The sequence below is a fragment of the Herbiconiux sp. SALV-R1 genome (genome assembly GCF_013113715.1).
In the GTDB taxonomy this organism is placed as follows: domain Bacteria; phylum Actinomycetota; class Actinomycetes; order Actinomycetales; family Microbacteriaceae; genus Herbiconiux.
On the sequence record NZ_CP053344.1, the window covers coordinates 1718363 to 1735163 of the forward strand.

The 16801-nt window shown below is 69.1% G+C and carries 16 protein-coding genes and 4 tRNA genes; 8 read left to right on the forward strand and 12 right to left on the reverse strand.

Translation table 11 applies throughout. The features are described 5' to 3' along the window. Positions 1 to 21: 21 nt before the first annotated feature. From HL652_RS08295 to HL652_RS08325, 7 genes are all read right to left on the reverse strand, one after another. The gene (locus HL652_RS08295; protein ID WP_171704899.1) at positions 22 to 780 is read right to left on the reverse strand and encodes a YebC/PmpR family DNA-binding transcriptional regulator; all 759 of its coding nucleotides are present in this window, start codon (positions 778 to 780) and stop codon (positions 22 to 24) included. Positions 781 to 854: 74 nt separating this feature from the next. Next, positions 855 to 1409, reverse strand: coding sequence for an HIT family protein (locus tag HL652_RS08300; RefSeq protein ID WP_171704900.1), 555 nt, complete (start codon positions 1407 to 1409; stop codon positions 855 to 857). Then, positions 1409 to 3388 (reverse strand): threonine--tRNA ligase, encoded by a 1980-nt coding sequence (gene thrS, locus HL652_RS08305; protein WP_171704901.1) that lies wholly within the window; start codon positions 3386 to 3388, stop codon positions 1409 to 1411. Before thrS ends, HL652_RS08300 begins: the two co-directional genes overlap by 1 nt. A gap of 78 nt (positions 3389 to 3466) precedes the next feature. Further along, complete coding sequence (locus HL652_RS08310) at positions 3467 to 3865, reverse strand: hypothetical protein (protein ID WP_171704902.1); 399 nt, start codon at positions 3863 to 3865, stop codon at positions 3467 to 3469. 196 nt (positions 3866 to 4061) lie between these two features. Beyond that, positions 4062 to 4136 (reverse strand) — tRNA-Val (locus tag HL652_RS08315). 25 nt (positions 4137 to 4161) lie between these two features. Continuing rightward, positions 4162 to 4235, reverse strand: a tRNA-Cys gene (locus HL652_RS08320). A 54-nt stretch (positions 4236 to 4289) separates the two neighbouring features. Continuing rightward, positions 4290 to 4361, reverse strand: a tRNA-Gly gene (locus HL652_RS08325). A 141-nt stretch (positions 4362 to 4502) separates the two neighbouring features. Between HL652_RS08325 and HL652_RS08330 the strand changes: the two genes are divergently transcribed. Next, positions 4503 to 4575, forward strand: a tRNA-Val gene (locus HL652_RS08330). Between the two features lie 87 nt (positions 4576 to 4662). Here the strand turns inward: HL652_RS08330 and HL652_RS08335 are convergent. Next, positions 4663 to 5043, reverse strand: coding sequence for a hypothetical protein (locus HL652_RS08335; protein WP_171704903.1), 381 nt, complete (start codon positions 5041 to 5043; stop codon positions 4663 to 4665). 63 nt (positions 5044 to 5106) lie between these two features. Continuing rightward, a complete protein-coding gene (locus HL652_RS21910) occupies positions 5107 to 5229 on the reverse strand; it encodes a hypothetical protein (RefSeq protein WP_256371300.1) in 123 nt (40 codons plus the stop codon). A gap of 117 nt (positions 5230 to 5346) precedes the next feature. Here HL652_RS21910 and HL652_RS08340 point away from each other — a divergent pair, with 117 nt between their 5' ends. After that, on the forward strand, positions 5347 to 6147 hold the full coding sequence (locus HL652_RS08340) for an EI24 domain-containing protein (protein ID WP_171704904.1): 801 nt from the start codon (positions 5347 to 5349) through the stop codon (positions 6145 to 6147). 31 nt (positions 6148 to 6178) lie between these two features. Here HL652_RS08340 and HL652_RS08345 read toward each other — a convergent pair whose 3' ends face one another. Then, positions 6179 to 7417 carry an ammonium transporter gene (locus tag HL652_RS08345; protein WP_171704905.1) on the reverse strand — a complete coding sequence of 413 codons (1239 nt, stop codon included), beginning with the start codon at positions 7415 to 7417 and terminating at the stop codon, positions 6179 to 6181. Positions 7418 to 7644: 227 nt separating this feature from the next. Next, complete coding sequence (zapE, locus tag HL652_RS08350; protein WP_171704906.1) at positions 7645 to 8691, reverse strand: cell division protein ZapE; 1047 nt, start codon at positions 8689 to 8691, stop codon at positions 7645 to 7647. A gap of 107 nt (positions 8692 to 8798) precedes the next feature. Here zapE and HL652_RS08355 point away from each other — a divergent pair, with 107 nt between their 5' ends. Both HL652_RS08355 and HL652_RS08360 read left to right on the forward strand, forming a co-directional pair. Next, complete coding sequence (locus HL652_RS08355) at positions 8799 to 9701, forward strand: sulfurtransferase (RefSeq protein ID WP_171704907.1); 903 nt, start codon at positions 8799 to 8801, stop codon at positions 9699 to 9701. 41 nt (positions 9702 to 9742) lie between these two features. Continuing rightward, entirely contained in the window at positions 9743 to 10201 is a 459-nt protein-coding gene (locus tag HL652_RS08360) for a SufE family protein (protein ID WP_171704908.1), read from the forward strand. Here the strand turns inward: HL652_RS08360 and HL652_RS08365 are convergent. Next, on the reverse strand, positions 10182 to 11384 hold the full coding sequence (locus HL652_RS08365; RefSeq protein ID WP_171704909.1) for an alpha/beta hydrolase family protein: 1203 nt from the start codon (positions 11382 to 11384) through the stop codon (positions 10182 to 10184). The genes HL652_RS08360 and HL652_RS08365 overlap by 20 nt on opposite strands. A gap of 73 nt (positions 11385 to 11457) precedes the next feature. On the opposite strand from HL652_RS08365, the gene HL652_RS08370 reads away from it, so the two are divergent. The 4 genes from HL652_RS08370 to HL652_RS08385 all read left to right on the forward strand — a co-directional run bounded on the left by HL652_RS08370 (position 11458) and on the right by HL652_RS08385 (position 16718). After that, positions 11458 to 12054: a DUF3000 domain-containing protein gene (locus HL652_RS08370; protein WP_171704910.1), complete on the forward strand. Its 597-nt coding sequence runs from the start codon at positions 11458 to 11460 to the stop codon at positions 12052 to 12054. A gap of 1 nt (position 12055) precedes the next feature. Continuing rightward, positions 12056 to 13276 (forward strand): HRDC domain-containing protein, encoded by a 1221-nt coding sequence (locus tag HL652_RS08375; protein ID WP_171704911.1) that lies wholly within the window; start codon positions 12056 to 12058, stop codon positions 13274 to 13276. 107 nt (positions 13277 to 13383) lie between these two features. Next, entirely contained in the window at positions 13384 to 14577 is a 1194-nt protein-coding gene (locus tag HL652_RS08380; RefSeq protein ID WP_371743613.1) for a thiolase family protein, read from the forward strand. Continuing rightward, positions 14574 to 16718 carry a 3-hydroxyacyl-CoA dehydrogenase NAD-binding domain-containing protein gene (locus HL652_RS08385; protein WP_171704913.1) on the forward strand — a complete coding sequence of 715 codons (2145 nt, stop codon included), beginning with the start codon at positions 14574 to 14576 and terminating at the stop codon, positions 16716 to 16718. The genes HL652_RS08380 and HL652_RS08385 overlap by 4 nt, the downstream gene beginning before the upstream one ends. The last annotated feature ends 83 nt before the right edge of the window (positions 16719 to 16801 follow it).

Sequence of the window (16801 nt, forward strand, 5' to 3'; positions counted from 1 at the left end):
GCGGCGAGGCGGGCAGGCGGCTCAGTCGTTCTCGAGTTCGGCCTGCACCTCGGCGGAGATGTCGATGTTGGTGTACACGTTCTGCACGTCGTCGCTGTCTTCGAGCGCGTCGATGAGACGGAACACCTTGCGGGCCGTCTCGGCGTCGGCGTCGACGTGGAGGTTGGCGACGAACTCGACGTCGGCGGAGTCGTAGTCGATGCCCGCCTCCTGCAGGGCGCCGCGGGCGGCGACCATGGCGGAGGGGTCGGTGAGCACCTCGAACGACTCGGCACGGTCGGTGACCTCTTCGGCGCCGGCGTCGAGCACGGCGAGCAGGATGTCGTCTTCGGTGAGGCCGTCGCTGTGGCCCACGGTGATGACGCCCTTGCGGCTGAAGTTGTAGGCGACGCTGCCCGGGTCGGCCATGGTGCCGCCGTTGCGGGTCATGGCCGTGCGCACGTCGGCTGCCGCGCGGTTCTTGTTGTCGGTGAGGCACTCCACGAGGAGGGCCACGCCGTTGGGGCCGTAGCCCTCGTACATGATCGTCTGGTAGTCGATGGTCTCACCGGTCAGACCCGCACCGCGCTTGATGGCGCGGTCGATGTTGTCATTCGGCACCGAGGTCTTCTTGGCCTTCTGCACCGCGTCGACGAGGGTCGGGTTGCCCGAGAGGTCGGCGCCGCCGATCTTGGCCGCCACCTCGATGTTCTTGATGAGCTTCGCGAACGACTTCGCACGGCGCGCGTCGATGACCGCCTTCTTGTGCTTGGTGGTCGCCCATTTTGAGTGTCCGGACACGGTGTTCTCCTTCTAAATCTGCAGTCGAGTCTACGCGAACGCCCCCGAACGGCCCGGAGGCCGCCCCGCCCGGCTCAGGATGCGGGCCAGGCCGCCTGGATCTCGGCGCGCACCTCGCCGAGCAGCTGGGGCAGCGCCTTGGTGCGGGCGATGATGGGGAAGAAGTTCGCGTCCGACATCCAGCGCGGCACGATGTGCTGGTGCAGGTGCCCGGCGACCCCGGCCCCCGCCACCTTGCCCTGGTTCATGCCGATGTTGAAGCCGTCGCAGCGCGACACGGCGCTGAGCACCCGCATCGCCGTCTGGGTGAGGCTGCCGATCTCGGCGACCTCCTCCGGTGTGGCGAGGTCGTAGGTGGCGACGTGGCGGTACGGGCACACCAGGAGGTGGCCCGAGTTGTAGGGGAAGAGGTTCAGCAGCACGTAGGCGTGGGTGCCGCGCGCCACGATGAGGCCCTCCTCGTCGGAGAGCTTCGGCGCGCGGCAGAACGGGCACTCGTCGATGTGCGGCTGGTCGCCGCCCTGGATGTAGGTCATGCGGTGCGGGGTCCAGAGCCGCTGGAACGCATCCGGAACCCCCGCGAGGTGGTCGGCGGGTTCGAGCACGACGTCGTCGGGGAGGTCGCTCATCAGAGCTGGCCGGCGGTCGTCACCTGCAGATGCTTCTCGACGCTCGCCACGATGCGCTCGATCGCCTCGTCGCTCGGTACGCCGTTCTCCTGCGAGCCGTCGCGGAAGCGGAAGCTCACCGAGCCCGCAGCGGAGTCGTCGGCGCCCGCGATGAGCAGCACCGGCACCTTGTCCTTGGTGTGGGTGCGGATCTTCTTCTGCATGCGCTCGGCTGAGTCGTCGAGCTCGGCGCGGATGCCGCGGGCCTTGAGCTTTCGGATGACCTCGTTGAGATAGTCGGCGTGCTCGTCGGAGATCGGGATGCCCACCACCTGCACCGGCGCGAGCCACACCGGGAAGGCCCCGGCGTAGTGCTCGAGCAGGATGGCGAAGAAGCGCTCGATCGACCCCAGCAGAGCGCGGTGGATCATCACCGGCTGCTGACGGGTGCCGTCGGAGGCGGTGTACTCCAGCTCGAACAGCTCGGGCTGGTTGAAGTCGAGCTGGATGGTCGACAGCTGCCAGGTGCGGCCGATGGCGTCGCGGGCCTGCACCGAGATCTTCGGGCCGTAGAACGCTGCTCCCCCCGGGTCGGGGACGAGCTCGAGGCCGGAGGCGAGGGCGACCTCGCGGAGGGTGTCGGTGGCGGTCTCCCACATCTCGTCGGTGCCGACCGACTTCTCGGGGTCGCGCGTGGAGAGCTCGAGGTAGAAGTCGTCGAGGCCGTAGCCGCGCAGCACGTCGAGCATGAAGTCGATCTGGCGGGTGAGCTCCTCGCGCACCTCGCTCTGCTCAACGTAGATGTGCGCGTCGTCCTGGGTGAGGCCGCGCACACGGGTGAGGCCCGAGAGGGTGCCGCTCTTCTCGTAGCGGTAGACCGTGCCGAACTCGGCAAGACGCAGCGGCAGCTCGCGGTAGCTGCGGCCCCTGGCGCGGAAGATGAGGTTGTGCATCGGGCAGTTCATGGGCTTCAGGTAATAGTCCTGACCCTGCTTGGTGATGTTGCCCTCGGCGTCGTGCTCCTCATCGAGGTGCATCGGGGGGAACATGCCCTCCCGGTACCAGTTGAGGTGCTGGCTGGTCTCGAACAGGTGGGCCTTGGTGATGTGGGGCGTGTTCACCAGTTCGTAGCCGCCGGCCACGAGCTGCTGGCGCAGGTACCCCTCGATCTCGGCACGGATGATGCCACCCTTCGGGTGGAACACCGCGAGGCCAGACCCGATCTCGTCGGGGAAGGAGAACAGGTCGAGCTCGGAGCCGAGCTTGCGGTGGTCGCGCTTCGCGGCCTCCTCGAGGCGGGTCTGGTAGGCGCGCAGCTCGTCTTTGGAGGGCCAGGCCGTGCCGTAGACGCGCTGCAGCTGCTTGTTCTTCTCCGAACCGCGCCAGTAGGCCGCGGCGAGGCGGGTGAGCGCGAAACCGTTGCCGATCATCCGGGTGCTCGGCAGGTGCGGGCCGCGGCAGAGGTCTTTCCAGACGGTCTCGCCGGTCTTGGGGTCGACGTTGTCGTAGATGGTGAGCTCGGCGCCGCCGACCTCGACCGACTCGTTGTCGGCGTTCAGGGCGTCGTCGCCGTCTGAGCCGCCCTTCAGACCGATCAGCTCGAGCTTGTAGGGCTCGTCGGCGAGTTCGGCGCGCGCCTCCTCCTCGGTGACGACGCGGCGCACGAAGCGTTGGCCGGCACGGATGATGCGTTCCATGCCCTTCTCGATGGCCTTCATGTCCTCCGGGGTGAAGGGCTCGGCGACGTCGAAGTCGTAGTAGAAGCCGTCGGTGACGGGCGGGCCGATGCCGAGCTTCGCCTCGGGGTTGATGGCCTGCACGGCCTGGGCCGCGACGTGGGCGGCCGAGTGGCGGAGGATGGCGAGGCCGTCGGGGCTGTCGATGGTGACCGGCTCGACGGTGTCGTCGTCGGTGACCGTGGTAGCCAGGTCTTTCAGCTCTCCGTTGACGCGCAGGGCCACGACGGACCGGTCGGTGAAGAGATCAAATCCTGTTGCCACGACTGAGGTGCTCCTGTTTCGCTCGATTCCAACCCCCCAAGCCTAGTCGCGCCACCCGCCCGCGCCCGCCCGCATTCCTCAGAGGGGCTTCGTGCCCTGGAGTTCGATGCGGAGGGTGGCGTCGAGGGCGGCGATGTCGACCTCGGTGGGGTCGAGGAGCACCGCGTCGGCCGGGCTGGTCGCACGGGCGTAGCCGTTGCTGTTGTTGCTGACGCCCGAGAACACCTGCCCGGTCTCCACCATCGTCCACGTCACCGTCGCCCCGAACACCGGCGCGTCCCCCGCCACAGCCCGCACATACGCCTCGAGCACCAGCGTCTCATCCACCCACCCCGCATACGGCTGATAGATGTAATACGCACTCACCGTACTGGCCGCCGCCCCCGGCGCCGCCAGCGCCACCGCCACCACGGGCACACTCCACGCCCCCACCTTCAACGCCGTCCGCCGCGACGCCCCCCGCACACTCTCATCCATCCCCCGACCCTACCCCGCCCGCGCGCAGCGCCGGGCGCTCACGGCCGCCCGCCCGCAGGGCCGGGCGATACTGGGATCGAACCAGCACGATTCGCTGGGGAGCGAAGCACCGCTTCGCTCGCGAATCGTGAGGTCACTGGTTCGATCCCCCCAAGAAACACGAAAGGCCAGGGCGCGAACCCTGGCCTAACGTTGATGGTGGGCGATACTGGGATCGAACCAGTGACCTCTTCCGTGTCAGGGAAGCGCGCTACCGCTGCGCCAATCGCCCGATAGTGGTGTGCTACCGGATGGAGTGGAGGTGGCGACGGGATTTGAACCCGTGTGGACGGCTTTGCAGGCCGCTGCCTCGCCTCTCGGCCACGCCACCCAGTACATCTGAAGCGAACCGAGATGGTTTCCCTCAGACGAGTAACTTCACTCGAGCGGATGACGAGATTCGAACTCGCGACCCTCACCTTGGCAAGGTGATGCGCTACCACTGCGCCACATCCGCATTTCGTTTCGCATTGCTGCGAACGGATTAGACACTATCCGACTCTCTCGCCGATTGCCAAATCGTCACCGGAACAGCGTGTCGCGCCTTCCGGTGTTCACGAGCACCCGTCGGCATGCACTACTATCAATGAGTGCCTTCGGGCGATTGGCGCAGTTGGTAGCGCGCTTCCTTCACACGGAAGAGGTCATCGGTTCGAGTCCGGTATCGCCCACAGCAGAAGCCCCGCGAGAGATCGCGGGGCTTCGTGGCTTAAGCGGGGCGGGGGGTGCCGGCTGCGCCAGCGCCGGCGGCCGCCCGACTAGGGCGCGCGGTGGCCGCGGAGGCCGCTCTCGCGGTCCCATTCGAGGGACTTGAACTGCAAGAAGGTGCAGAGATTGCCGGCGACCACGATCTCGGCGGCCAAGGACGCCAGCTGGTAGGGCATGAGCGACAGGTCGCCCCGTGCGGTGAGGGTCGCCTCCCAGAACGGGTCGTCGTACCCGCGCGGCTGCATGTACACGTCGGCAGGGGCGTTCTTCAGCCGCACGATGACGAGCCCGGTGTCTCGCCCGTCGGCTCCGTCTTGCAGCAGCACGTCGAGCGTGCCGGCGACGCCGTCGCCCTGGGCCCTGAACTCTTCGACCCATGCCGTGAGGAGGGCCTGAGAGCGGATCGGCGCCGTGTGACCGTCAGTACTCATCACGCCGATGATCTCACGCGCGGCGAGGTGCGCGCAGCGGCTATCCGCTGAACGCTGTCCGGTCTAGCGCTGACCCTTGAACAGGCGCAGCACCACGATCACCGACACCCACACGATGGCGGCGGTGGCGAGGCCGAGCAGCCCGATGTAGAACAGCTCCAGCGGCAGGTACGGGTTGTCGGTCATCGTGGCACGCTCCCTCACGTCGCCGTGAACGCTACAACCGCACCGACCCGACGCCAAGGGGTGACCGAGCCGCGGAATCCCCGTGGCAGGCCGCGCGCATCCGGATACCATCGCGGCATGGTGAGCGAGTTCTTCGCCGGGGTCGGCGTGTTCGTCAGGGGTCTCGGCGCGTGGGCGTCCCGCCCGCGGCTGATGTTGCTCGGGGCGGTGCCCGCGCTCCTCGTCGGCGCCGTGTACCTCGCCGGCCTCGTCGTGCTCGCCGTGAACTCCCACGCCCTGGCCGACTGGGCGACGCCGTTCGCCGACGACTGGAACGAGCCGTGGCGCAGCATCACCCGCGTCTCGGCTGCGGTCGCGCTGGTCGCCGGCGGCGTGCTGCTCGTCGTCTTCACCTACACCGCCCTCACCCTCGCGGTCGGCGACCCGTTCTACGAGCGCATCTGGCGCGACACCGAGGAGCGCGAGGGCGGCACTCCCCCGGAGCCCGAGGGCGGCTTCTGGCGCCTCCTCATACGTGGCATCGCGACGGCCCTGCGCGTGCTGCTGCTCTCGGCCGTCATCGCCCTCGGCCTCTTCGTCGTCGGCCTCATCCCGTTCGTCGGCACGGTGGCCAGCGCCGTGCTCGCCGCCGTGTTCGGCGGCTGGGTGCTGGCCCTCGAGCTCACCGGCTTCGCCTTCGACTCCCGGGGCCTCCGCCTGCGCGACAGACGACGGATGCTCGGCGTTCGCCGCGCGCACACGCTCGGTTTCGGTGTGGCCGTCTACCTCGTCTTCCTCATCCCGCTGGGGGCGGTGTTCGCGATGCCCGCCGCGGTTGTCGGCGCCACCCGGCTGGCCCGCGAGGCACTCGCCGACCGCGAGGCGCTCCCCACCCGCGAAGCGCTCCCCGGGAACGACGAAGCGGGGCGCCGCCCGTAGGCGACACCCCGCTCGTGAGTGGTGCGTGTGCTCAGTCGTTGACGAGCGCGTAGCCCTCTTCGCCGTGCACGACGGTGTCGACTCCGGCGACCTCGTCTTCGTTGTTGATGCGGAAGCCCATGGTCTTCTGGATGATCCAGCCGATCAGGAACGCCATGACGAAGGAGTAGATCAGCACGACGACGGCGGCGGCGAACTGCTTCCAGAGCTGCTCGAACGAGCCGGTGTCGAGCAGGCCGATGCCGGCGCCGAAGATGCCGATGTAGAGGGTTCCGATGAGACCGCCGACGAGGTGGATGCCCACGACGTCGAGCGAGTCGTCGAAGCCGAGCTTGAACTTCAGCTCGATGGCCAGGGCGCAGACGGCACCGGCGAGCACGCCGAGCACGATCGCCCAGCCGGGGGTGAGGATGTTACAGGCCGGCGTGATGGCGACCAGACCCGCGACGGCACCGGAGGCCGCACCGATCGAGGTGGGCTTGCCGTCCTTGATCTTCTCGACGATCAGCCAGCCGAGGATACCGGCGGCCGGGGCGGCGAGGGTGTTGATCCAGGCGATCGCGGCGACGCCGTCGACGGCGGCCTCGGAACCGGCGTTGAAGCCGAACCAGCCGAACCACAGCAGCGAGGCGCCGAGCAGGGTCAGCGGCACGTTGTGCGGCTTCTGGATGCCCTTCTGGAAGCCGACGCGCTTGCCGAGCACCAGGGCGAGGGCGAGCGCCGCAGCACCGGCGTTGATGTGCACCGCGGTACCACCGGCGAAGTCGTTCACGCCCCAGACCGGCGCCCAGCCCTCAGAGAGGTTGAAGACCATGAAAGCGACGGGGAAGTAGACGACGGTCACCCAGACGCCGGCGAACACCATCCAGGCGCCGAACTTGGCGCGGTCGGCGATGGCGCCCGAGACGAGGGCGACGGTGATGATGGCGAAGGTGGCCTGGAAGCCGGCGAAGGCGAGGCCGGCGAGGTCGGGCTCCATGGCGCCGCCCTCTCCGATGCCGAGGAGGTTGGTGAGGCCGATCGTGCCATCGAAGGGGTTGCCCACGATGCCGGGGATCAGCGGGGTGCCGAAGACCATGCCGTAGCCGTACAGCACCCAGAGAACGCCCACGAGGCCCATCGCCCCGAAGCTCATCATCATCATCGAGACGACGGACTTGGCCTTCACCATGCCGCCGTAGAAGAACGCGACACCCGGGGTCATCAGGAGCACGAGTGCGGCTGCGACGAGCAACCACAACGAGTTCAAGTTGCCGGTTACTTCTTCCATATGAATGGTTACCTCTCTGTCACGTGCCGGGCTGGGACTTCTGGAATCGCTGTGATGCTGACGGCTAGCACGGGGCCGAGGCGCAATTACAGGCAAGGGAAGTCTGCCCAAGAGAGGTTTCGCGAGACGACGTGGTTTATGTCGCCCGTGTTACACGGCCGGCGCCCGTGTAACAACTGTGTTTCCAAAGGCGCAGAATCCGGCGAAGACGGATGCGCGCATCCGGTTCAGACGGTGGCGGAGGCGATGAGACGCGACACCGCGCGCAGGTACTTCTTGCGGTAGCCGCCGTTCAGCATGTCGCCCGCGAACACCTCGTCGAACGGGGTGCCCGAGGCGAGCACCTGGAGCTGGGCGTCGTAGACGCGGTCGACGAAGGCGACCAGGCGCAGCGCATCCGTCTGGTCGGTCAGCGGCGTGACGTCGCGCACGGCGATGGCGTCGAGGCCCTCGATGATCTTGATGTAGCGCGACGGGTGGATGGTGCCGAGGTGGTGCACCAGCTCGCCGAAGTCGTCGAAGGTGATGCTCTGCCCCGCGGCCACGCGGCCCTCGACGGCCGTGAGCAGCGCGGCGTCGTCGGGGAAGACGGCGGCGTGACCCTCGATGTCGCGGCGGCGGTAGTCGACGCCGTCGATGCGGAGGATGTCGAAGCGGTCGGCGATGGCCTGGATCTCGCGCAGGAAGTCGCTCGCCGCGAAGCGCCCCTCGCCGAGCGCGTTCGGCGGCGTGTTCGAGGTGGCCGCGAGCCGCGTGCCCTGCGCGGCGAGCTCGCCGAGGAAGCGGGTCATGAGCATGGTGTCGCCCGGGTCGTCGAGCTCGAACTCGTCGATGGCGATGAAACGCGCGCCCGTGAAGAGTTTCACCGCACCCGCGTAACCGAGCGCCCCGATGAGCGCGGTGTACTCGATGAACGTGCCGAAGTACTTGGGGCCAGGAGCGGCGTGCCAGAGGGCGGCGAGTAGGTGGGTCTTGCCGACGCCGAAGCCGCCGTCGAGGTAGATGCCCGACTTGGCAGCATCCGTCGTCTTGGGCTTCTTGCGCCCGAACAGGCCGCCGCCCTTGACGGCGGCGGGCTTCCAGCTGCCCGCGAACGCCCTGATGCGCTCGAGCGCCTCGGTCTGCGACGGGAAGTCGGGGTCGGGCCGGTAGTTCTCGAGCGACGCCTTGTCGAACTGCCGCGGCGGCACCAGGGTGGCGGCGAGCTCCGCCGCCGACATCGAGGGGGTGCGCTCGGTCAAGCGCGGGGCGACTGCCTGCCGCTCTTCGGTCATCTGCTCGGGTCCTGTGTGTCGAAATGCGACCCGTGCCGTACTGCGGGCGAGCGGGAGGACATAGATTCAATAGGGGGTTGCACCTAACCCTAATCGGAGGTTGAGAGATGACAGTCGAGTTCGATCGCTCGGAGAAGTTCGCCGGCTACGCCCACCCCGAACGGCTGGTGTCGGGCGAGTGGCTGGAGGCGCACCTCGGCGAACCCGGTCTCGTGGTGGTGGAGTCGGATGAAGATGTGCTGCTGTACGAGACCGGTCACATCCCCGGCGCGGTGAAGATCGACTGGCACACCGACCTCAACGACCCGGTGCTGCGCGACTACGTCGAGGGCCCCGCCTTCGCCGAGCTCGTCGGCGGCAAGGGCATCTCGCGCGACTCCACCGTCGTGATCTACGGCGACAAGAACAACTGGTGGGCCGCCTATGCGCTCTGGGTGTTCACCCTGTTCGGCCACGACGACGTGCGCCTGCTCGACGGCGGGCGCGACAAGTGGGTGGCGGAGGGCCGGCCGTTCACCACCGAGCGCAGCACTCCGGATGCTGTCGACTACCCGGTCGTGGAGCGTCACGACGACGAGATCCGGGCGTTCAAGGACGACGTGCTGGCGCACCTCGGGCATCCCCTCATCGACGTGCGCTCCCCGGAGGAGTACAGCGGGGAGCGCACCACCGCGCCCGCCTACCCCGAGGAGGGGGCGCTCCGCGCCGGCCACATCCCGAGCGCGGCCAACGTGCCGTGGGCGAAGGCCGCAGCGGAGGACGGCACCTTCAAGCCCGCCGCCGAGCTCGACGCGATCTACCGGGAGGGCGCCGGCCTGGCCGAGGGCGAGCCGGTCATCGCCTACTGCCGCATCGGTGAGCGGTCGAGCCACACCTGGTTCGTGCTGAAGCACCTGCTCGGCTTCGAGAACGTGCGCAACTACGACGGGTCGTGGACGGAGTGGGGCAGCACGGTGCGGGTGCCGATCGTGAAGGGCTCGGAGCCCGGCGAGGTGCCTGCGCGCGGCTGAGCACCGACCCCGCGTCGGCGCGGTGCGGGATACTGGAGGGGATGACCGATTCCCTCCTCCCCGACTCGCTCGCCGAGATCCGCGACGACTTCCTCGCCCTCGAGCAGCGCGAGCGGCTCGAGATGCTGCTCGAGTTCGCCAACGAGCTGCCCGAGCTGCCGGAACGCTACCGCGACCACCCCGACCTGCTCGAGCGGGTCGAGGAGTGCCAGTCCCCCGTCTTCATCTTCGTCGAGACCGACGGCGGCAGCGCCGACCCCGTCGTGCGCCTGCACGCCACGGCACCGCGCGAGGCGCCGACCACGCGCGGCTTCGCGTCGATCCTGGTGCAGGGCATCGACGGGCTCACCGCTTCGGAGGTGCTCGCCATCCCCGACGACTTCCCGAACACCATCGGGCTCACCGAGGCGGTCTCGCCCCTGCGCATCCGGGGCATGACGGCGATGCTCGGCCGCACCAAGCGTCAGCTGCGGGAGCGGCTCACAGCCCCTGGAGTGTGAGCCAGTCGGAGATCGCGGTGTTCCAGCGCGCGCGATCGTAGTTCCAGAGCTTGGTGTGCCGGGCGATGGAGAACTGCACGAAGGTGACCAGGTCGGGCCGCGCCTCGGCGAGCTCGCGCGAACCCGTCGAGGGCACGTAGCCGTCGTCGTCGCTGTGCAGGATGAGCACGGGCACCGTCACCTCGTCGGCGCGCTCGACGAAGTCGAGGCGCTGCAGGTCGAGCGGCTTCTCCTGCCCGGTGACCGCCTTGCCCCAGGAGTGGCTGATGGTGGCGAAGGCGGCGTCGCCGATGAGCTCGGGCACGTGTCGCGCCCTGCCGTGGTACCGCAGGATGTCGAGCCAGTCGACCGCCGGCGAGTCGAGCACGATCGCCCGCACGCGGTCGCGGTGCACCGCGCGACCCATGGCCTGGAGGGCGATGGCGCCGCCCATCGACCAGCCCATCAGCACCACCTCGGTGGCGCCGTGGTCGACCGCGTAGGTGAGGGCCGCATCCAGGTCTTCCCACTCGGTGTCGCCGAGGGCATAGCGGCCGTCGGCGGAGCGCGGGGCGTCGCCGTCGTTGCGGTAGGAGATGTGCAGGGAGTGGAAGCCGTGCTCGCGGAACACCGGGACGGCCCGGATGGTCTCGCCGCGGCGCACCCCACGGCCGTGCACCTGGATGACCCAGCGCGTGCTCCCCGCGTCGTCGCTCGGCACGTACCAGGCGGGGGCGGGACCGACGGAGGTGAACACCTCGACCTCCTCCACGGGAACGCCGAGCTCGCGCGGATGGATGAAGTACCACCCGCTGATGCGGCCGCGCCGGGCGGCGGTGAGATCGCCGTAGTCGATGGCGAGCACGGCCCGGCGCACCACGCCGTCGGAGACGGAGAGCACCTCGCCGAGCCGGGCGTGCCCGGTGTCGGAGCTGAAGCGGAGGCTGTAGCGGCCGGGGAGGATGGAGTCGGCGTTCACCGAGAGCTCGACCACGCCGAGGGAGCCCGCTCCCCCGTCGTCGCCCTCGCGGTAGCGGAGGATGCGCACGTCGTCGACCGGCAGCGACGGGGTGACGATCGCCCGCGACATCCGCGCCGTGGCCACGGCACCCGCTGCCGCGACGAGGGCCGCCGCCGTGCCTGCCGCCATCGCGACGATGCTCCACACCGGCACCCGGGCCGGCCCCGTGTTCTCCGAACGCACCACGACCGCCTTTCGCACCTCGCATCCGGCGTGCCTTCGCCGCCGACAGCTCAAAGAACTCTAGTCTGCAGACGTGGCCGAAACTCCCTTCACTCCGGACATTCCGGCGGCATTCGGCGCGGCGCTCGACTCGCTGCGCCGTGCCGACACGCGGGCGGAGCTCGTCGTCCACGAGATCCCCGCGCCCGCCAACCTCGCCCCGAACGCGGTGGCGCTCGCCGCCGATGTCACGCCCCAACGCCATGGGGCCGACTCCGAGCTCGGCACCGGCAGGTTCATCCTGCTGCACGACGAGTCGCGGCCGGAGGCCTGGGGCGGGGAGTTCCGGGTGGTCTGCTTCGCGCAGGCGCCGCTCGAGACCGAGATCGGCCTCGACCCGTTCCTGGCCGATGTGGCCTGGTCGTGGCTGGTCGACGCGCTCGACGCCCGCGGGGCGAACTACATCTCCGCCTCCGGCACCGCGACGAAGATCATCTCCACCGGTTTCGGCGAGCTGTCGAGCCAGGGCGACGGGGCGCAGATCGAGCTGCGCGCATCCTGGACCCCCACCGACCACAACCTCCAGGCCCATGTCGAGGGCTGGAGCGAACTTCTCTGCATGCTGGCCGGTCTGCCTCCCGTCGTCGATGGCGTGACGATGCTGCAGGCCAGGCGAGCCCGACGTGAGTGACGTGAGCAAAGAACCCCAGAACGAGACCCCGGCCCGCACCGTCATCGCGACGGTCGACGACTTCCACGACGCCGTCGAGGCGATCGCGCTCGGCGAGGGCCCGGTGGCCGTCGACGCCGAACGGGCGAGCGGCTTCCGCTACTCGCAGCGCGCCTACCTCATCCAGGTGTTCCGCCGCGGGGCGGGCAGCTTCCTGTTCGACCCGCCGGCGATCGAGGAGTTCGCTCCCCTGCAGTCGGTGATCGGCGACGTGGAGTGGGTGCTGCACGCGGCGAGCCAAGACCTGGCGTGCCTGCGCGAGGTCGGCCTCGACCCCACCACCGTCTTCGACACCGAACTCGCGGCACGACTGCTCGGGCTCCCCCGCGTCGGCCTCGGCGCCGTGGTGGAGGAGCTGCTCGGCATCCACCTCGCCAAGGAGCACTCGGCGGCCGACTGGTCGACCAGGCCGCTGCCCGCCTCCTGGCTCGAGTACGCCGCGCTCGACGTCGAGCTGCTGGTCGACCTGCGCGACGCCATGGCCGAGCTGCTGAGGCAGCAGGGCAAGGAGCAGGTCGCCGCCGAGGAGTTCGCCGCCGTCGTCGCCAAGGAGGAGAAGCAGCCGCTGGCCGAGCCCTGGCGCCGGCTCTCGGGCATCACCTCGCTCCGCCCCGACCGTCACCTCGCTGCGGCCCGCGAGCTGTGGCTCGCCCGCGACGACCTCGCCCGCTCGACCGACACGGCTCCGGGGCGGCTCGTGCCCGACGCCTCCCTCCTCGTCGCCGCCAAGGCGCTGCCCACGTCGCGACGGGAGCTGGCGTCGCTCAAGGCGTTCTCCGGGCGGGCGAGCCGCACCGAGATCGACCGCTGGTGGGCGGCCATCGAGCGGGCTCGAACGACCGACGACATCCCCACCCAGAAGCGCGCCACCGATACGCTGCCGCCGCCGCGCAGCTGGAGCGACCGCAACCCCGAGGCGGATGCGCGGCTGAAGACCGCGCGCGCAGCGCTCACCGCGGTGAGCGAGGAGCACAGCATCCCGCTCGAGAACCTGCTCACCCCCGATTTCCTGCGCCGCGTCGCGTGGAACCCGCCCTCCCCGCTCACGCTCGAGACGGTGTCGGATGCGCTGGCCGAGCTGGGTGCGCGCCCCTGGCAGATAGGGCTGACCGCACAACCGATCCTCGACTCCTTTGTCGAGCCCCACCAACCCGACGAGACAGCGCCCGAGGCCGCATCGTAGAAAGCGGCAATCGATTCAGGGGCGTCGGAGCCCGGTTCTAGGATCGAACCCGACCAAACCCAGGAGGCATAGTGGCCGAAAGATCTGAAGTCGTCTTCGTCGATGGAATGCGCACCCCGTTCGGGCGCGCCGGTGAGAAGGGCATGTACTGGCAGACCAGGGCCGACGACCTGGTCGTCAAGGCCATCGGGGGCGTTCTCGAACGCAACCCCGGGCTGCCCAAGGAGCTCATCGACGACGTGGCGATCGCCGCGACCACCCAGACGGGCGACCAGGGTCTCACGCTCGGTCGCACCGCGGCGCTTTTGGCGGGCCTTCCCCTCTCGGTTCCCGGCTACGCCGTCGACCGCATGTGCGCGGGTGCCATGACGAGCGTCACCACGGTCGCCGGCGCCATCGGCTTCGGCGCCTACGACCTCGCGATCGCGGGCGGTGTCGAGCACATGGGTCACCACCCGATGGGCTCCGGCGTCGACCCGAACCCGCGCTTCCTCGCCGAGAAGCTCGTGAACCCCGAGGCGCTCAACATGGGCAACACGGCCGAGCGCATCCACGACCGCTTCCCGCAGCTCACCAAGGAGCGCTCCGACCGCTACGCTCTGCGCAGCCAGCAGAAGGTCGCGGCGGCGTACGAGGCGGGCAAGATCCAGCCCGACCTCGTGTCGGTCGCCATCCGCACCAGTGAAGGATGGGGGCTCGCCACGCGCGACGAGGCGCCGCGCCCCGACACCACCCTCGAGGGTCTGGCGGGCCTGCGCACGCCGTTCCGGCCGCACGGCCGCGTCACCGCGGGCAACTCCTCGGGCCTCAACGACGGCGCCACCGCCTCGCTCATCGCGAGCGAGTCGACGGCGCGCGAGCTCGGGCTGCCGGTGAAGATGCGCCTGGTCTCCTTCGCCTTCGCGGGCGTCGAGCCCGAGATCATGGGCATCGGCCCGGTGCCCTCCACCGAGAAGGCGCTGCGCAAGGCCGGTCTCTCCATCGACGACATCGGGCTGTTCGAGCTCAACGAGGCCTTCGCGGTGCAGGTGCTGTCGTTCCTCGATCACTTCGGCATCGACGACGACGACCCCCGGGTGAACGAGTACGGCGGCGCGATCGCCATCGGCCACCCCCTGGCCTCGTCGGGTGTGCGGCTGATGATCCAGCTCGCACGGCAGTTCGAGGAGCACCCCGAGGTGCGCTACGGCGTCACCGCGATGTGCGTCGGGCTCGGGCAGGGCGGCACCGTCATCTGGGAGAACCCGCACTTCGACGCCAAGTCGAAGGCTGCCAAGGCGAGCAGGAAGGCCGCACGATGACCGACTACTCCACCATCGACTTCTCCGAGCTCGAGGCCTTCTCGGCCGACGAGGTCGTCACGCACTCCTACGTGCGCGACATCCCGCTGCCGAGCGGCAAGACGCTTGCGCTGATCACGCTCGACAACGGGCGCGACCACACCCGGCCCAGCACGCTCGGGCCGGTGGGGCTGCTCGAGTACCTGCACACGCTGCAGGCGCTCAAGGTGCGCGCCTCGGCGGGTGAGATCCAGGCGGTGGCCGTCACGGGCAAGCCGTACATCCTCGCCGCGGGCGCCGACCTCAGCAAGGTGGGCGAGGTGCCGAGCAAGGATGCGGCGCGCAAGCTCGCCCAGCTGGGTCACTACGCCTTCGCGTCGATGAAAGACGTGGGTGTTCCCTCGTTCGCGTTCATCAACGGGCTCGCGCTCGGCGGGGGCGTCGAGGTGGCGCTCGCCGCCGACTACCGCACCGTCGACTCCTCCATCCCGGCGCTGGCACTGCCCGAGGTGTTCCTCGGCATCATCCCCGGCTGGGGTGGCGCGTACCTGTTGCCGAACCTCATCGGCATCGAGAACGCCCTCAAGGTCGTCGTCGAGAACCCGCTGAAGAACAACCGCACCCTGAAGAGTCAGGAGGTCTTCGACCTCGGCATCGCCGACGCCATCTTCTCGCCGCGCAACTACCTCGAGGAGTCGCTCGCCTGGGCCGACGGCGTGCTCACCGGCCGCATCAAGGTGAAGCGCCCCAACGAGCCGGGCAAGATGGAGCGCCTGGTGAAGTGGGACGTCGCCATCGGCATCGCCCGCAAGATGCTCGAGTCGCGCATCGGCACCGTGGCGAAGTCGCCCTACGCGGCGCTCGAGCTGCTCAAGGCCGCCAAGTCGGGAACCCCCGAGGAGGGATTCGCGCGCGAAGACGAGGCACTCGCCGAACTCATCTCGGGTGACCAGTTCCAGGCCAGCATCTACGCGTTCAACCTCGTGCAGAAGCGCGCCAAGAAGCCAGCGGGAGCCCCCGACAAGGCGCTGGCGAAGCCCGTCACCAAGGTGGGCATCATCGGAGCCGGTCTCATGGCCTCGCAGTTCGCCCTGCTGTTCGTGCGCCGCCTGCAGGTCCCGGTGGTCATCACCGACCTCGACCAGTCGCGCGTCGACAAGGGGCTCGAGTACATCCGCGGTGAGATCGCCACCCTGCTGTCGAAGGGCCGCATCTCGCCCGACGACTCGAACCGCCTGAACGCCCTGGTCACCGGCACCACCGACAAGTCGCAGTTCGACGACGCCGACTGGGTGATCGAGGCCGTGTTCGAAGAGCTCGGCGTGAAGCAAGACGTGTTCGCCGAGATCGAGCAGCACATCTCCGAGACCGCGGTGCTCGCCACCAACACCTCGTCGCTCTCGGTGGAGCAGATCGGGGCGAAGCTCAAGCACCCCGAGCGGCTCGTCGGCTTCCACTTCTTCAACCCGGTGGCGGTGATGCCGCTCATCGAGGTGGTGAACACGCCGTCGACCGACGAGGCGACCCTGTCGACGGCGATGGTCACGGCGGCGAAGCTCAAGAAGAACGCCGTCATCACCCGTGACACCCCAGGGTTCGTGGTGAACCGCATCCTGGCCAAGGTGCTCGGCGAGGCGATGCACGCCGTCGACACCGGCACCCCGTTCGAGGTGATGAACCGCGCGCTCGACCCGTTCGGCCTGCCGATGACCCCCTTCGAGCTGCTCGAGCTCGTCGGGCTCAAGGTGGGTGCGCACGTGCTCGACACACACCACGCCGCGTTCCCCGATCGCTTCTTCGAGAGCGCGAACCTGCACAAGCTCGCCGAGCACGGCAAGATCTTCGACCGCGACGACAAGGGCAAGATCAAGGGCTTCGACAAGAAGGCAGTCGCCATCGTCGCTCCACCGAAGGGCAAGGCGAAGCCGATGACCGAGGAGGAGATCCTCCGCCGGGTCGAAGACGGGCTGGCCGACGAGGTGCACCGCATGCTCGAAGACGACGTCGTGCACGCCGCCGAAGACATCGACCTCTGCCTCATCCTGGGCGCCGGCTACCCCTTCCAGATGGGCGGCCTCACCCCCTACCTCGACCGGGTCGGCGCCTCCGAGCGCGCCTTCGGCGACACCTTCCACCACCCCGTCATCCGCGGCGTCGCCTAACCCGCCCGCCCGCTCGCGGGTTCGAAACCGCAAACGTCGCGCCCTCCGCCGCCCCCTGGGGCTCGGGCGGCGCCACGTTTGCG

Bases quoted from the DNA above. Each gene is read 5' to 3' on its own strand.
- HL652_RS08300 (WP_171704900.1), bottom strand. From the start codon at position 1,409: ATGAGCGACCTCCCCGACGACGTCGTGCTCGAACCCGCCGACCACCTC.
- HL652_RS08310 (WP_171704902.1), bottom strand. From the start codon at position 3,865: ATGGATGAGAGTGTGCGGGGGGCGTCGCGGCGGACGGCGTTGAAGGTG.
- HL652_RS08335 (WP_171704903.1), bottom strand. From the start codon at position 5,043: ATGAGTACTGACGGTCACACGGCGCCGATCCGCTCTCAGGCCCTCCTC.
- HL652_RS21910 (WP_256371300.1), bottom strand. From the start codon at position 5,229: ATGACCGACAACCCGTACCTGCCGCTGGAGCTGTTCTACATCGGGCTG.
- HL652_RS08340 (WP_171704904.1), top strand. From the start codon at position 5,347: ATGGTGAGCGAGTTCTTCGCCGGGGTCGGCGTGTTCGTCAGGGGTCTC.
- HL652_RS08345 (WP_171704905.1), bottom strand. From the start codon at position 7,417: ATGGAAGAAGTAACCGGCAACTTGAACTCGTTGTGGTTGCTCGTCGCA.
- zapE (WP_171704906.1), bottom strand. From the start codon at position 8,691: ATGACCGAAGAGCGGCAGGCAGTCGCCCCGCGCTTGACCGAGCGCACC.
- HL652_RS08355 (WP_171704907.1), top strand. From the start codon at position 8,799: ATGACAGTCGAGTTCGATCGCTCGGAGAAGTTCGCCGGCTACGCCCAC.
- HL652_RS08360 (WP_171704908.1), top strand. From the start codon at position 9,743: ATGACCGATTCCCTCCTCCCCGACTCGCTCGCCGAGATCCGCGACGAC.
- HL652_RS08380 (WP_371743613.1), top strand. From the start codon at position 13,384: ATGCGCACCCCGTTCGGGCGCGCCGGTGAGAAGGGCATGTACTGGCAG.
- HL652_RS08385 (WP_171704913.1), top strand. From the start codon at position 14,574: ATGACCGACTACTCCACCATCGACTTCTCCGAGCTCGAGGCCTTCTCG.